The sequence below is a fragment of the Sphingomonas sp. P3_C5 genome, from assembly GCF_056402635.1.
On record NZ_JBFUHA010000010.1, the window covers coordinates 131782 to 145918 of the forward strand.

Annotated in this window: 18 protein-coding genes; 9 read left to right on the forward strand and 9 right to left on the reverse strand. The window is 63.1% G+C overall.

The annotated features are described in order from the left end of the window. Window positions 1-41 precede the first annotated feature (41 nt). Genes pgl through eda form a run of 4 tightly spaced genes read left to right on the forward strand, consistent with a single transcriptional unit; the run spans window position 42 to window position 4139 of the window. Window positions 42-752, forward strand: a complete 711-nt coding sequence (gene pgl, locus AC1DVS_RS21865; RefSeq protein ID WP_478026341.1) for a 6-phosphogluconolactonase — start codon at window positions 42-44, stop codon at window positions 750-752. Further along, window positions 749-2566, forward strand: a complete 1818-nt coding sequence (gene edd / locus AC1DVS_RS21870) for a phosphogluconate dehydratase (RefSeq protein ID WP_478026342.1) — start codon at window positions 749-751, stop codon at window positions 2564-2566. Before pgl ends, edd begins: the two co-directional genes overlap by 4 nt. A 2-nt stretch (window positions 2567-2568) precedes the next feature. Then, complete coding sequence (gene glk, locus AC1DVS_RS21875) at window positions 2569-3537, forward strand: glucokinase (RefSeq protein WP_478026344.1); 969 nt, start codon at window positions 2569-2571, stop codon at window positions 3535-3537. Beyond that, the gene (eda, locus tag AC1DVS_RS21880; RefSeq protein WP_478026345.1) at window positions 3534-4139 is read left to right on the forward strand and encodes a bifunctional 4-hydroxy-2-oxoglutarate aldolase/2-dehydro-3-deoxy-phosphogluconate aldolase; all 606 of its coding nucleotides are present in this window, start codon (window positions 3534-3536) and stop codon (window positions 4137-4139) included. The genes glk and eda overlap by 4 nt, the downstream gene beginning before the upstream one ends. Window positions 4140-4255: 116 nt before the next feature. Here eda and mltG read toward each other — a convergent pair whose 3' ends face one another. The 6 genes from mltG to fabD form a co-directional block, all read right to left on the reverse strand. Further along, window positions 4256-5224 carry an endolytic transglycosylase MltG gene (gene mltG, locus AC1DVS_RS21885; RefSeq protein WP_478026346.1) on the reverse strand — a complete coding sequence of 323 codons (969 nt, stop codon included), beginning with the start codon at window positions 5222-5224 and terminating at the stop codon, window positions 4256-4258. A gap of 5 nt (window positions 5225-5229) precedes the next feature. Continuing rightward, on the reverse strand, window positions 5230-6489 hold the full coding sequence (gene fabF, locus AC1DVS_RS21890; RefSeq protein ID WP_478026348.1) for a beta-ketoacyl-ACP synthase II: 1260 nt from the start codon (window positions 6487-6489) through the stop codon (window positions 5230-5232). 145 nt (window positions 6490-6634) lie between these two features. Next, window positions 6635-6871, reverse strand: a complete 237-nt coding sequence (locus AC1DVS_RS21895) for an acyl carrier protein (protein ID WP_478026350.1) — start codon at window positions 6869-6871, stop codon at window positions 6635-6637. 85 nt (window positions 6872-6956) lie between these two features. Next, a complete protein-coding gene (locus tag AC1DVS_RS21900; protein WP_478026352.1) occupies window positions 6957-7502 on the reverse strand; it encodes a hypothetical protein in 546 nt (181 codons plus the stop codon). A gap of 85 nt (window positions 7503-7587) precedes the next feature. Then, a complete protein-coding gene (fabG, locus tag AC1DVS_RS21905; RefSeq protein ID WP_478026353.1) occupies window positions 7588-8325 on the reverse strand; it encodes a 3-oxoacyl-[acyl-carrier-protein] reductase in 738 nt (245 codons plus the stop codon). A 42-nt stretch (window positions 8326-8367) separates the two neighbouring features. After that, complete coding sequence (gene fabD / locus AC1DVS_RS21910) at window positions 8368-9303, reverse strand: ACP S-malonyltransferase (protein WP_478026355.1); 936 nt, start codon at window positions 9301-9303, stop codon at window positions 8368-8370. 165 nt (window positions 9304-9468) lie between these two features. Here fabD and AC1DVS_RS21915 point away from each other — a divergent pair, with 165 nt between their 5' ends. The 5 genes from AC1DVS_RS21915 (at window position 9469) to AC1DVS_RS21935 (ending at window position 12353) form a co-directional block, all read left to right on the forward strand. Further along, window positions 9469-9852 carry an RcnB family protein gene (locus tag AC1DVS_RS21915; protein ID WP_478026357.1) on the forward strand — a complete coding sequence of 128 codons (384 nt, stop codon included), beginning with the start codon at window positions 9469-9471 and terminating at the stop codon, window positions 9850-9852. A gap of 243 nt (window positions 9853-10095) precedes the next feature. Continuing rightward, the gene (gene rpsF / locus AC1DVS_RS21920) at window positions 10096-10518 is read left to right on the forward strand and encodes a 30S ribosomal protein S6 (RefSeq protein ID WP_478026359.1); all 423 of its coding nucleotides are present in this window, start codon (window positions 10096-10098) and stop codon (window positions 10516-10518) included. A 14-nt stretch (window positions 10519-10532) separates the two neighbouring features. Beyond that, on the forward strand, window positions 10533-10757 hold the full coding sequence (gene rpsR, locus AC1DVS_RS21925) for a 30S ribosomal protein S18 (RefSeq protein ID WP_034158365.1): 225 nt from the start codon (window positions 10533-10535) through the stop codon (window positions 10755-10757). Window positions 10758-10768: 11 nt separating this feature from the next. Further along, on the forward strand, window positions 10769-11377 hold the full coding sequence (gene rplI, locus AC1DVS_RS21930; protein WP_478026360.1) for a 50S ribosomal protein L9: 609 nt from the start codon (window positions 10769-10771) through the stop codon (window positions 11375-11377). A gap of 325 nt (window positions 11378-11702) precedes the next feature. Further along, window positions 11703-12353 carry a CAP domain-containing protein gene (locus AC1DVS_RS21935; RefSeq protein WP_478026362.1) on the forward strand — a complete coding sequence of 217 codons (651 nt, stop codon included), beginning with the start codon at window positions 11703-11705 and terminating at the stop codon, window positions 12351-12353. Window positions 12354-12374: 21 nt separating this feature from the next. Here AC1DVS_RS21935 and AC1DVS_RS21940 read toward each other — a convergent pair whose 3' ends face one another. The 3 genes from AC1DVS_RS21940 to AC1DVS_RS21950 are packed head-to-tail and all read right to left on the reverse strand — an operon-like array spanning window position 12375 to window position 13913. Then, the gene (locus AC1DVS_RS21940; protein WP_478026364.1) at window positions 12375-13175 is read right to left on the reverse strand and encodes a hypothetical protein; all 801 of its coding nucleotides are present in this window, start codon (window positions 13173-13175) and stop codon (window positions 12375-12377) included. 25 nt (window positions 13176-13200) lie between these two features. Next, entirely contained in the window at window positions 13201-13554 is a 354-nt protein-coding gene (locus AC1DVS_RS21945; protein ID WP_478026365.1) for a low molecular weight protein tyrosine phosphatase family protein, read from the reverse strand. Next, window positions 13551-13913 carry a hypothetical protein gene (locus tag AC1DVS_RS21950; protein WP_478026366.1) on the reverse strand — a complete coding sequence of 121 codons (363 nt, stop codon included), beginning with the start codon at window positions 13911-13913 and terminating at the stop codon, window positions 13551-13553. The genes AC1DVS_RS21945 and AC1DVS_RS21950 overlap by 4 nt, the downstream gene beginning before the upstream one ends. Window positions 13914-14137: the final 224 nt, after the last annotated feature.

Genomic DNA, 14137 nt, shown 5'->3' on the forward strand with positions numbered 1-14137 from the left:
CTGACGCGAACCCTGTGAAATGAACGAGTGAGAGTGAGAGTATGAGCGACGAAATCGAATGGTGGGATTATGACGACGCGGCCGAAATGGCGGCGGCAGTCGCTGGCGATATCGGCTTCGTGATCGAAAGCGCGATCGATGCGCGCGGCGGGTGCGTGATCGCGCTGCCGGGCGGCAAGACGCCTTTGCCGATCTATGAAAAGCTCGCAGCGACCAAGCTCGACTGGAAGCGCGTCACGATCATCCCGACCGATGAGCGCATTGTCCCGCTGGGCGATCCGCTCTCGAACATCACTGCGATCGGCAAGACCTTCCTGTCCAAGGGCGCCCGAGTCATCCCGATCGTGAGCGAGGCCGCCAAGGATTATCGCGCCGCCGGCAAGGCAGCCGATGCTCGGCTCGGCGATCTGCACTGGCCACTCGACCTCTGCCTGCTCGGCGTCGGCGCAGATGGCCACACCGCCTCGATCTTCCCCGGCCCGGATTATGACGAGGCGATCAACGGCCCGCGCGAGCGGCGCGCGCTCGGTGTGATGCCGGAGCCGCTGCCGCCCGAGGCGCCGGTCGCCCGGATCACGCTCAGCCGCGCCGCGATCGTCTCGGCCAAGGCGCTGATGATCGCCGTCACCGGCGATGCCAAGCGCAAGGTGATCGAGGCCGCGATCAAGCAGGGCCCGTCTTCCTCCTACCCGATCGGCCGCGTCCTTGCCGACGCAGAGCTGCCGGTCGACATCCATTGGAGCCCCGCATGAGCCTTCACGCCGATGTGAGCGCGGTCACTGACCGGATCATCTCCCGGTCGAAGCCGACCCGGGACGCCTATCTCGCGCTGATCCGGCGCGAACGCGATCAGCATATCGAGCGGCCAACGCTCGGCTGCGCCAACCTAGCGCACGGCTATGCCGGCACTGAGGAAGACCGCGACGCGATGAAGGCCGGCCGAGGCATGAACATCGGCATCGTCACATCCTACAATGACATGCTCTCGGCCCACGCGACCTATTATCGCTATCCTGAGCAGATGAAGGTCTGGGCACGCGAAGCCGGTGCCACCGCTCAAGTCGCCGGCGGCGTGCCGGCGATGTGCGACGGGGTCACGCAGGGCTATCCCGGCATGGAGCTCTCGCTGTTCAGCCGCGACACGATCGCGCTGTCCACTGCGATCGCGCTCAGCCACGGCATGTTCGAGGGCGCTGCCCTGCTCGGCATCTGCGATAAGATCGTGCCCGGCTTGTTGATGGGTGCCCTCCGTTTCGGCCATCTGCCGATGATCCTTATTCCCGGTGGTCCGATGCGTTCGGGCCTCCCCAACAAGGAAAAGGCAGCGGTTCGCGAGCAATTCGCTGAAGGCAAGGCAAGTCGCGACGATCTGCTCGACGCCGAGATCGCCGCTTATCACTCCAAGGGCACCTGTACCTTTTACGGAACGGCAAACTCGAACCAGATGATGATGGAGATCATGGGTCTCCACATGCCCGGTGCCGCTTTCGCCAATCCCGGCACGAAGCTCCGCCAGGAGCTGACCCGCGCCGCCGTTCACCGCCTGGCTGAAATCGGCTGGAACAGCGACAACTATCGCCCCTTGGGCGAATGCGTCGACGAAAAGGCGATTGTCAATGCAGCCATCGGTCTGCTCGCGACCGGCGGCTCGACCAACCACCTGCTCCACCTTCCCGCCATCGCGGCCGCAGCCGGCATCGTGATCGATTGGGAGGATTTCGACCGGCTTTCAAAGGCCATCCCGCTGATCGCCCGGGTCTATCCCAACGGTGCCGCTGACGTGAACGCTTTCGAAGATGCGGGGGGTATGCCCTGGGTCATTCACCAACTTCTTGATGCGGGGCTGCTTCATCAGGACTTGAAGACAGTCGCCGGGAGTGACATGACAACGTACGCCAAACGTCCCGGAATCGAGGCGGGGGCGCTTGTTTGGGGGGATGTGGGGGCTAGTGGAGACGATACGATCCTGCGCGCGCCGTCGGCGCCATTCGCGGCCGAGGGCGGATTCCGCATTCTCACCGGCAATCTCGGCCGGGCCTGCATCAAGGTGAGCGCTGTCGATCGCGACCGTTGGACGATCGAGGCGCCCGCACGCGTCTTTTCGGATCAGGCTGCCGTGCAGGCTGCGTTCAAGGCCGGCGAACTCGACCGCGATGTCGTTGTGGTCGTTCGCTTCCAGGGCCCGCGCGCGAACGGCATGCCCGAACTCCACAAGCTTACCCCACCCCTCGGCGTGTTGCAGAATCGCGGGTACCGGGTCGCACTCGTCACTGACGGCCGCATGTCCGGAGCGAGTGGAAAGGTGCCGTGCGCAATCCATTGCTCGCCCGAGGCGCTTGGCGACGGGCCGCTCGCGAAGCTGCGCGACGGCGATCTTATCCGGATGTCCGCTGAGACCGGCGAACTCGTCGCCCTGGTCGATGACGCCGAGTGGAATGCCCGCATCCCCGTCGAGGCGCCGCCGGCCGCTCAGGGCATGGGACGCGAGATGTTCTCACTGTTCCGCGCCTCGGCGAACGAGGCCGAAAAAGGTGCATCAGCCGTAATGGCTGCAATGGGATGGTAAATATGGAAGTCGTCGCGGTCGATATTGGCGGAACCAATGTGCGTTTCGCCATCGCCGAGATCGCGAATGGGCGCGTCATTTCGCTTGGTGAAACCTCGATGCTGAGCACCGCTGACCATGCGAGTCTGCAGACCGCGTGGGAGGCTTTCGCTGCCTCGCTCGACCGTCCTTTGCCGCGCGCTGCCGCCATCGCGGTCGCTTCGCCAATTGGCGGCGAGGTGATCAAGCTCACCAACAACCCGTGGATCATCCGCCCTGCTCTGATCAAGGAGCGGCTCCACGTCGATGAATTCGTCCTGATCAATGATTTTGGCGCGATCGGCCATGCCGCGGCGCAGCTGCCCGACAATAATTTCCTTCACCTTTGCGGCCCCGATGCGCCGTTCGCCAAGAACGGCATATTGACGGTTTGCGGGCCCGGCACCGGGCTCGGCGTGGCGCAGATTTTATGCGGACCCGATGGGTATAACGTGATCGAGACCGAGGGCGGCCATATCGATTTCGCGCCGCTCGACGCGATCGAGGACGCACTGCTCGCGCGGCTGCGCAAGACGTTTAACCGGGTCTCGACCGAGCGGATCGTCGCCGGCCCCGCCATCGTCGCGATCTACGAAATGCTCGCGGAAATCGAGGGCCGTGCGGTGCCGCGGCTCGATGACAAGGCAATCTGGCTGATGGCGCTCGAGGGTAATGACAGCCTCGCACTCGCCGCGCTCGATCGCTTCTGCCTCAGCCTCGGCGCGGTAGCGGGCGATCTCGCGCTGGCGCAGGGGGCGAAGGGCGTCATCATCGCAGGCGGATTGGGTCTGAGACTCAAAAATCATCTGGTGCATTCGGGCTTCTCCGAGCGTTTTTCGGCGAAAGGCCGTTTCCGGACGATGATGGAAGCGATACCGGTGAAGCTCATCACTCACCCCCAGCCCGGCCTGTTCGGCGCCGCGGCCGCCTTTGCCCAGGAGCATGCCCGATGAGCGGTATCGAAGCGATCATGCGGACCAGCGCCGTTATCCCGGTGCTGGTGATCGAAGACGCCTCGACTGCCAGGCCACTGGCTGAAGCTCTGGTCGCCGGCGGGCTGAAAGTGCTCGAAGTGACGATGCGGACGCCCGCCGCGCTCGACGCGATCCGTGAGATGAAAAAGGTTCCGGGCGCGATCGTCGGTGCCGGCACAGTCGTCTCGACTGAGCAGTTCGAGCAGGTGATGGAGGCCGACGTCGAGTTCATCGTCTCGCCGGGCCTCACCGAGCGGCTGGCCAAGCCGATCATCGCCAGCGGCGTTCCTTTCCTCCCGGGCATCGCCAATGCGGCCGACATCATGCTTGGGCTCGAGCTCGGGCTCAGCCATTTCAAATTCTTCCCGGCCGAGGCGTCAGGCGGACTGAAAGCACTGAAGGCTCTCGCCGCGCCCTTCTACCAATGCCAGTTCTGCCCGACCGGCGGCATCACCCAGGCAAGCGCGCCTGAATGGCTCGCGTTCAAGCCGGTGCTTTGCGTGGGTGGAAGCTGGATAACCGGCGGCTCGATGGCCGAGGTGGAGGCGAAAGCACGGTCTGCGGCGGGATTGCGTCGCTAAAAGCCCCTCCCCTTCAGGGGAGGGGTTGGGGTGGGGCAGTGCCTCAAGCAACGTCAAGGGTGAGGCAGAGTCCCCCACCCCCAACCCCTCCCCTGAAGGGGAGGGGCTTGAGAAGGTCACATCTCCCCGCGCGACCGCCTGATCGCATACCATTTCTGCACATTCGCATTATGCTGCTCGAGCGTATCGGCGAACACATGCCCGCCGGTTCCGTCCGCAACGAAGTACAGCGCGTTCGACGGTGCAGGATCGAGCACCGCATCAATCGACGCCCGCCCAGGATTGCAGATCGGCCCCGCCGGCAGCCCGGTCATCGCATAGGTGTTGTACGCGTTCACCGCATGCACTTCGGATCCGAGAATGCGCCGCCCCAGCGGTTTACCCTTGGTGATCGGATAGATGATCGTTGGATCGGCCTGCAGCATCATCCCGCGCTTCAACCGGTTGGAATAGACCGCCGCGACCAGGCGCCGTTCGCTTGGTTTGCCGGTTTCCTTCTCGACGATCGATGCGAGGATCAGCGCCTCGCGTGGTGTGCTGACCGCCAGTCCCGGCTTGCGCCGTTCCCACGCGCCAGCGAGATATTTGACCATGGCGCGCTGCATGCGATCGACGATGAACTGCTTGGTGTTGCCGCGCTGGAAACTGTAGCTGTCCGGCAGGATCGTGCCCTCGAGCGGCACTGCCACCGTACCGGTGAGCCCAGGCGTCTTGTCGAGCACCTCCTTCACCATCACTGACGGCCAGCCCTCGGGAATGGTGACGAAACGCTGCAGCGTCTTGCTGCCCTGCAGGACCTTCAGGATGTCCGATTGAGGGATATGCGCCGGAAGCCGATATTCGCCGGCCTTGATCGGCGCGTCGGATCCCAGGATCTTGGCAAACAACCGGAATTGCTGCGCCGAGCTGATCGCCCCGGCCTTTTCAAGCTGAGTCGAGGCGCCGGCCAGACTGGTGCCCGGCGCTATCTCGACCGTGATATTGTGTTTGAGCGGACCCTTCCCGCCCCAATATTGCAGCCCGACAAAGCCCAGCGCGATCGCCGCCAGCACCAGCAACAGCGCGAAGCAGCCGAGCTTGCGCACTTTTGCTAAATCGCCCGCATCACGAGGCTGGCATTGGTCCCGCCAAAGCCGAAGCTGTTGTTGAGCACCGCCTTGACCGAGCGCTTCTTCGCGACATGCGGCACCAGATCGACCCCGGCGCAATTGTCGCTCGGATTGTCGAGGTTGAGCGTCGGCGGCACGATCTGGTCGCGCATCGCCAGGATGCAGAAGATGCTCTCGACCGCGCCCGCGCCGCCAAGCAGATGCCCGATCGCCGATTTGGTCGAGCTCATCGACAAGGTGTCGATATTGTTGCCGAACAGCCGCCGCACCGCGTTCAGCTCAAGCTCGTCGCCGAGCGGAGTCGAGGTGCCATGCGCATTGATATAATCGATGTCGGAGAGCGCGAGCCCTGACTTCCGCATCGCCATTTCCATCGAGCGGAACGCGCCTGAGCCCTCGGGGTGCGGCGCCGTGACGTGATAAGCGTCGCCCGACAGACCATAGCCGATCACCTCGGCATAGATTTTCGCGCCGCGCGCCTTGGCCCGCTCATATTCCTCGAGGCAGACAACGCCCGCGCCTTCGCCCATCACGAAACCGTCACGGTCCCGGTCATAGGGCCGGCTGCCCTTCTCGGGTGTATCGTTGAAATTGGTCGACAGCGCCCGCGCCTGGGCGAAGCCGGCGATGCCGAGCGGGCAGATCGCGCCCTCAGCGCCGCCCGCGAGCATCACATCGGCATCATCCATCGCGATCATGCGCGCTGCGTCGCCGATCGAATGTGCGCCGGTCGAGCAGGCGGTCACGACCGCATGGTTCGGACCCATCAGGCCATATTTGATCTGCACCTGGCCGGTGATCAGATTGATCAGGCGGCCATGGACGAAATGCGGGGAGACGCGGCGCGGACCCTTTTCGTGGAGCACGATCGATTCGCTGGCGATGCCCGGCAGACCGCCGATCCCGGCGCCGATCGAACAGCCGGCGCGAAAGCGCTCGGCCTCGGTCATCTCTGTCAGGCCGGCATCTTCCAGCGCCTGGCCGGCGGCATCGATGCCATAGATGATGAATGGATCAACCTGGCGCTGCACCTTATGGTCGACGCGCTTGCCGGGATCGAAGCCATATTCATGCTCAGGCGGCTTCACCTCGCAGGCGATGCGGCAAGCATAATCAGTCGCGTCGAAGCGCGTGATCGTGGCCGCGCCCGATTTGGCGGCAATGATGTTGGCCCAGGCAGTTTCGACATCGGCGCCCAGCGGCGTCACGAGCCCAAGCCCGGTTACGACAACACGGCGCATGGCCATCTCCGTTCTTCAGTTCTTCTGTTCTTGGAAATAGAAACGGCTCCCCGACCCACATGGTTGCCCGGGGACGGGGAGCCGATCATTCAGTGCCGGCCCGACTTCGGGCTGGTTCCGGCGCAGCATGCGCCATCACCATGTATCAGCTCTTGTGCTCGTCGATAAAGGTGATCGCGTCCTTGACGGTCGTGATCTTCTCGGCAGCGTCATCGGGGATCTCGACTTCGAATTCCTCTTCGAACGCCATCACCAGCTCGACGATGTCGAGGCTGTCCGCGCCCAGATCGTCGATGAAGCTCGCGTCCTCGGTCACCTTCTCGGCCTCGACGCCGAGATGCTCGACGACAATCTTCTTCACCCGGTCTGCGGTCTCGCTCATTGTATCGTCCCTCTATCGCTGGGGGTTTTGAATTCCTGAACGCACGTAGAACGCGTGTGGTGCCCTTGCAAGGGGGGTGAGGCAGCTAGCGCGCGGTGAGCATATCTCGATTGGTATCCATCGTGTCGATCTCGAGGATCAAAGCAGCCACGTGGCCCACCTGCGCGCGACTGGTCAAATGGACGTTGCCCTTCTCCAAGGCATTCCCAAACGCGTTGGTACTCTCAAGCGGCGTCGTCTGATTCCGCACCAAAGCCAGACGATGGTGCTTGGGCAGCGCTCGAAAAATCGCCTCTACGCGATTCGGATCGAATCCGTCACGCCGAACCATCTCTTGCGCGCCAGGCAGACCCACCTTCGCCAAAGTATAGTTAAAAGCGGCAGTCCGCTGCGAATCCGACCATCCATGCTTCACTTGGCATTGATCGAGAGAGTCGATCACAGCGTCTCTTGTCTTTGAAACATCTGGAGGATTTTCGTGAAGCATACGAGCTTTAATGTCCGCAGCGATTGCACTCAACGTCACCGAGTCTAACTTAGTAAATACGCAATCAATCGGGGCACCTTCTGCGGCGAAAGCTGGTGTGGAAATGTATGTTGCTACGATGAAACAAACTATTCCGCTTTTCATGCAACTTCCTCCGATTCCACGCGGCCGATTACCATCGCACAAGGACAGTTTTTCACTCACTATCTGCCGGAGGCAGAAAATAGACTCAGATCATCGCCATCCCGCCATTCACGTGCAGCGTCTGCCCGGTAACATAACCCGCCTCCTTGCTGGCGAGATAGACCACGGCCGCGCCGATATCGCCGCCCTCGCCCATCTTCCCCGCGGGGATGCGCGCGTTGAGCGCTTCCTTCTGCGCTTCGGGCAGGACATCGGTCATCGGCGACGCGATAAAGCCCGGCGCGACACAATTCACGGTGATCCCGCGCGAGGCCAATTCCTGTGCCAGCGCCTTCGACATGCCGACCAGCCCAGCCTTGGAGGCGGCATAATTCGCCTGGCCCGGATTACCAGTCGTCCCCACAACGGAAGTAACCGAGATAATCCGCCCGAACCGCGCCTTCATCATCGGTCGCGCCGCAGCTCGGGCGAGACGGAAAGCGGCTTCCAGATTGACCCGGATCACCATGTCCCATTCCTCATCCTTCATCCGCATGACGAGGTTGTCGCGGGTGACGCCGGCATTGTTGACCAGGATATCGAGCTTGCCGAGCGCTTCGACGGCCTGCGGCACGAGCGCGTCCACCGAAGCTGCGTCCGAGAGATCGCACGGCAATGCGACATGATCGCCGCCAAGCCCGGCCCTGAACACCTCGAGCTTCTCCACATTCGATCCGGAGACCGCGAGGCGAGCCCCCTGCCCCGCCAGCGCCTCGGCAATCGCCGAGCCGAGCCCGCCGGAAGCGCCGGTCACCAATGCTGTCATGCCTGTCAGGTCGAACATTCTTCTCTCCTCGTTCCCTCTCCCTGAAATGAGAGCGAAATTCTAAAGTGCCTTTGCGAGCGCCTCGATATCATCCATCGTGATCACGCTCACCGCATCCACATCAGGCACGATCCGCCGGACCATCGGCCCAAGCACCTTGCCGCCGAATTCGACGAAGCGCTCCACCCCCGTATCAGCCATCGCCAGCACCGATTCGCGCCAGCGCACCATGCCCGTCACCTGCTCGACCAGAAGGCGGCGGATCGTGTCCGGGTCGCTGACCGGCTGCGCGGTCACGTTCGCAAACACCGGCACCAGCGGCGAATCGATCCGCGCCTCGGCCAGCGCCTTCTCCATCGCGTCGGCGGCAGGCTGCATCAACGGGCAGTGGAACGGCGCCGACACCGGCAGCAGCATGGCACGCTTGGCGCCATATTCCTTGGCGATGTTCACCGCGCGCTCAATCGCTTCGCGCGCGCCGGAAATCACCACCTGCGACGGATCATTGTCATTGGCGACGGTGCACACCTCGCCCTCGGCCGCCGCATTGGCGATGATCCGCGCCTTTTCGACATCGGCGCCGAGCAAAGCCGCCATCGCACCGACGCCGACCGGCACCGCCGCCTGCATCGCCTGCCCGCGATGCTTGAGCAGCAACGCCGTCGTCGCGAGATCGAGCGAACCGGCCGCACACAGCGCGGTATATTCGCCGAGCGAATGGCCAGCGACATAATCAGCCTTGTCGGCAAGGCGGACGCCGCCTTCCTTCTCCAGCACCCTGAGCGTCGCGATCGCATTCGCCATGATCGCCGGCTGGGCATTCTCGGTGAGCTGGAGCTCGTCCTCAGGCCCTTCGCTCATCAGCTTGAAGAGATGCTGGCCGAGCGCCTCATCGACTTCCTCGAACGCCGCGCGCGCAACCGCGCTCGCCTCGGCCAAAGCCTTGCCCATACCGACAGCCTGGCTGCCCTGCCCGGGGAAGATGAATGCGCGCATGCTCGGTTCCTTCGATTCAGGCTGGCGGACTAGAAAGCTGAACGAAGTTAGGCAAGCCGCGACAAATGGCGACCATTTTGCCGTGTCTTCGGGACGGGCCTGCGACAACCGCATCCTAGATAGGTCTGGACGCCGAACGAGGCGCCGAACCGAGGAGTGAGTACCATGAAGAAGTTCATCCTGAGCGCGATCGCCGCGTCGATGATCGCCAGCCCGATGGTTGCCAGCGAAGCGTCCGCGCAGAGCTATGGGGATCGCTATCCGCACCAGCGCCACGAGACCGTCGTCCGTCATCAGCCCGGCCGCACCGTGGTCGTCGACCGCACCGTGATCCGCAACGATCGCATGCAGTACCGCAACGACTGGCGCCGCGGCGAGCGCTTCGATTATCGCCGGGCGTACAATTACCGGGTGATCAACGACTATCGCGGCTATCGCCTGCGGACCCCGCCACGCGGCTATCACTATGTCCGTTCGGGCAATGATGCGGTGCTGGTGGGCGTCACCAGCGGCATAATCGCCGGGATCATCGCCGGCGCCTTCCGGTAAGCCGTCAATCGGCTCACCGTCCGGGGAACGGGAGCGGCGGGGCAGCAATGCCCCGCCGTTTCTTCGCGAGAGGCCCCTCTCTTCTCGCGAGACGCCTTGCCTTTCCGCCGATTTCAGCTAAGGGACCAGCCATCGGGGTGGAGAGCACACGCTTTTCGCCCCGGTTTGCATTGAAGAAGATAGCCGGAGGGGCGTCGCGCATGGTGCGCACGTCAGCGATCGGCCAAGATGAGAGAAAGCAGCATGGCTCTGTACGAGCACGTGTTCCTTGCGCGCCAGGATCTGGCACAGGCGCAGGTGGACACGCTGGCGGAAACCGCCACGAAGATCATCGAAGACAACAAGGGCAAGGTCGTAAAGACCGAGAATTGGGGCCTGCGCAGCCTCGCCTACAAGATCGCGAAGAACCGCAAGGCGCATTACGTGATGCTCGAAATCGACGCCCCCGCTGGTGTCGTCGCCGAGCTCGAGCGCCAGACGCAGATCAACGAAGACATCATCCGCTACATGACCGTCAAGGTCGACGGCCTCGAAGAGGGTCCGTCGGTGATGATGCGCAAGAGCGATCGTGATCGTGAGCGTCGCAGCGAGCGCGGCGATCGTGGCGACCGTCCGGACCGTGGTGATCGGGGCGACCGCCCCCGTCGCGACTTCGACGGCGAATAAGGAGCATATAGACCATGGCACGCCCATTTTTCCGCCGCCGCAAGAGCTGCCCTTTTTCGGCAAAAGACGCTCCCCGGATCGATTACAAAGACGTCCGGCTGCTCCAGGGCTTCGTGTCCGAGCGTGGTAAGATCGTTCCGTCGCGCATCACCTCGGTGAGCGGCAAGAAGCAGCGCGAACTCGCCCAGGCGATCAAGCGCGCCCGTCATCTGGGGCTCCTGCCCTACATCGTTAAGTAAGGAGCGGTCGCATGGATGTGATCCTGCTGGAACGCGTCGAGAAGCTTGGGCAGATCGGCGATGTGGTGAAGGTCAAGGACGGGTTCGCCCGCAACTTCCTTCTGCCGAACAAGAAGGCGCTTCGCTCGAACGAAGCCAACCGCAAGGTCTTCGAGAAGAACCGCGAGAAGATCGTGGCCGACAATGCCGCACGTCGCGGCGAGGCGGAGGTCGAAGCCAAGACGATCGACGGCATCACGCTGACGCTGATCCGCCAGTCGTCGAACACCGGCCAGCTGTACGGCTCGGTCGCCGTTCGCGATCTGCTCGACGCGCTCGAGACTGAGGGCCACAAGGTGCCGAAGTCGGCGATCGTGCTCAACAAGCCGATCAAGGCAATCGGCGTCTATGAGGTCAAGGTCGCGCTGCACCCTGAGGTGTCGGTGACGATCAAGGTCAACGTCGCCCGCTCGCCTGAAGAGGCCGAGATGCAGGCAAAGGGCGTCGACGTGATGACGGCGATGTTCGAAAAGGACGAGGCCGGCTTTGTCGAGGATTATGATCCGAACGCAGAGCCAGGCGCGACCGCTGAAGTCAGCGCCGCACCGGCCGAAGCCGCGGAAGAGCCCAGCGAAGGCTGAGCTCTCGCAAGGGCAAAGAAAAAGGGCCGTCCCGAGCGATCKGGGCGGCCCTTTTCTTATCGTCTCCCCTCCCGCTTGCGGGAGGGGAGACGAGTGCACGCGTCCAGCCCCTATCTAACCCCGCCCACTCACTGATGCCGCACCCGCCCTCGCCTGCTTGCCCCGAGCAAGTTACGCTTTCGGCGTGCAATCGCCACTCCCCGGCGCATCTCCATGGTTTATGCCGCGCCAGCCAATTGCCTTCTTTCCGCGATAAGATACCATCCACAACATATTGAAATCCGCCGTAATCACACGGTGGCCGGGGCCGGGGGGCCTTCAGACAATGGGTTTGGGTCGTTGCGCCGCGGCGCTTGGATTGTGCTGGCTCACCCTGGTCGCGGCAAATGAACCACCGCGCCTCGAAGATGCGGTCCTCGCCGAAGTCAATTATGTCCGTACCCATCCGCACGATTATGCCGACGAGCTGCGCCGCTACCGCAACTTCTTCGACGGCCGCGTCGTCCGCCTGCCGGGCGACGAAATCGGCGTGATGACTCGCGAGGGCACCGTTGCAGTGGACCAAGCGATCACTTTCCTCGATCGGCAGGCGCCGCTTCCCCCGCTCGCTTATGGCGAAGTGCTCGCGCTGGCGGCGCATGACCTGGCCGAGGAGCAGGGCGAGACCGGCTATAGCGGCCACCGCTCGGCCAATGGCGCCTTACCCGGCGACCGGGTGAAGCGACGCGGCGGCGGCATTTTCGTCGGCGAGACCATCTCCTATGGCTATGACGACCCCGGCGCCGTCGTCCGCCAGCTGGTGATCGACGACGGCGTCCCCGGCCGCGGCCACCGCAGCCTTATCTTCGCGGCCGGCAACAATTACGCCGGCGTCGGCTGCGGCACCCACCCGCGCGATCGCTTCATGTGTGTCATCGATTACAGCACGACTCCGAACGGCGCGCCTTCGCTGCCCAGGTTTGCTGCCTCACGATAACTGCGCTTCGTCTCGCGTGCTTCAGCCGAACCTCAGCGTCGGCCCCAGGATCAGCGCAAATCCAGCGCTGACCAAGACTCCGATCGCAAACACGATCCAGCTCCGCTCGATTGTGAAGGAGCGCGCGATGCTACCGCGCTGTACCGCATAGCCCATCGAGATGAAGCCGGCGTTGCCCCCGAAGGATGAAGCCGCGGCGGACATGATGGTGATGAAGATGCCGATCGGGTTGAGCATCCCCACGAGCACCGCATCGAGACCAAGCGTCAGATAGAAGATATGGGCGATCCGCCGCCGTGCGACCTTCGTTTCCTCGGTATCGCCAAGCATAGCATTGAGCGCCGAGATCGCGGCCTTCACCAGCCGGAAATAGACGAATCCGCCGATCGCGATGAACAACGCCCGCCACAGCCAGGGCTGACCCAGCCCGGCAAGCCCCCCACGCGGTGTCGGCCCGAGATCGCCGACCCCGCTGAACCCCGAGAACAGGAAATAGCCCGCGGCGACGAACCCCTTTCCGATCATCACGTAGAAGAGCACCAGCCGGGCGAGGTCGCCCGTTGCGCGGCGCCACAACTGCCACGCAACCAGCGCCAGCGCTGTATCGACCGTGACACCCGCACAGGCCACCAGTCGCCGCGAAACCAGGCTGGTGCTCTCGCACTCGACATAAAAAGCGCTAACCGAAACCAGCTTCCCGCCAAGCGCGATACAGGTCGCGGCATGGCCACCAATCTCATGCCACATCGTCAGCACGGGCAACAGGATCAACCCGAGCCCGACGATAGTGACCGGATCGATCCGGCTTTCCTGCTGCGCCATGCGATGCCCCCTGCTTGCGCTTCTTTTAGCCCTTTCCCGCAAACGCGGAAGGTGGTGCCGGGAGATGCCGCGCCATCCTCGCTTCAAGCAGCTCGACCAACGCTGACTCCATGAATTCATACTCGTCCGGAATGTCGAGACAGATCACCCGCTTGCCGTTCAGCGCCTCGCGGAACCGCCGCCGCAGCTTGGCCCGGTGAGTCTTCTCCATCACGACAATCACATCGGCCCAGCGCACCAGCTCCCCGGTCAGCGGGTTGTCCGCATCATGGTTCGTCCCTGCCGACGACACCTCGATATCAGCCCGATCCGCGAAGATATGCTCGGCGGTCGGGCTGCGCAGCCTGTTCTGGCTGCAAACGAACAACACGGTCTTCAAGGCGTCTGGCGCCACACTGGAAACACGGCGTTCGCCGTCGATCCCATTGCCTTGATCATCTCGCCATGATCGAAGCCGGGCATGGCCATGAGGATATCGATCACAACCTCCTCCCCGGTTGCACCTTGCGGAAAGCTGCAGGCCAGCTGATCGCCCTGGCCATATAGCAACCACCAGACATCCGCATCCCACGGACCGCTATCATTGGTTGCGATGGCAACACCCGAGAGCTCGTCAAGCGCGACCCACCTGGTTCCGCCAGCTTCGTCGCTGCCGACAATGCGCCCATCGCTAACGGCAATCGTCCATTTGCTCTCCGGCTCCAGCTGAGCGGGCCGCTTCTTCATCCAGCCAAACATATGCGCCAAACTCCAACCAATTCCCCGCACCTGAGGCAAAGACCACCGAGCCGCCAGGTAATCCATCGCTTTTGCGGCATTCCCGAATCTACCTGATCCCTCCAATTTTGGAGATGTCGCGTCCCTGAATTCCTCTCCAGTGGGAGAGGATACGGAAGCTTGGCAGCTTGCTGCCTAGCTGAAGTTGGTGAGGGGGGCCGCACTCTCGATAGTGCGGAGCCCCT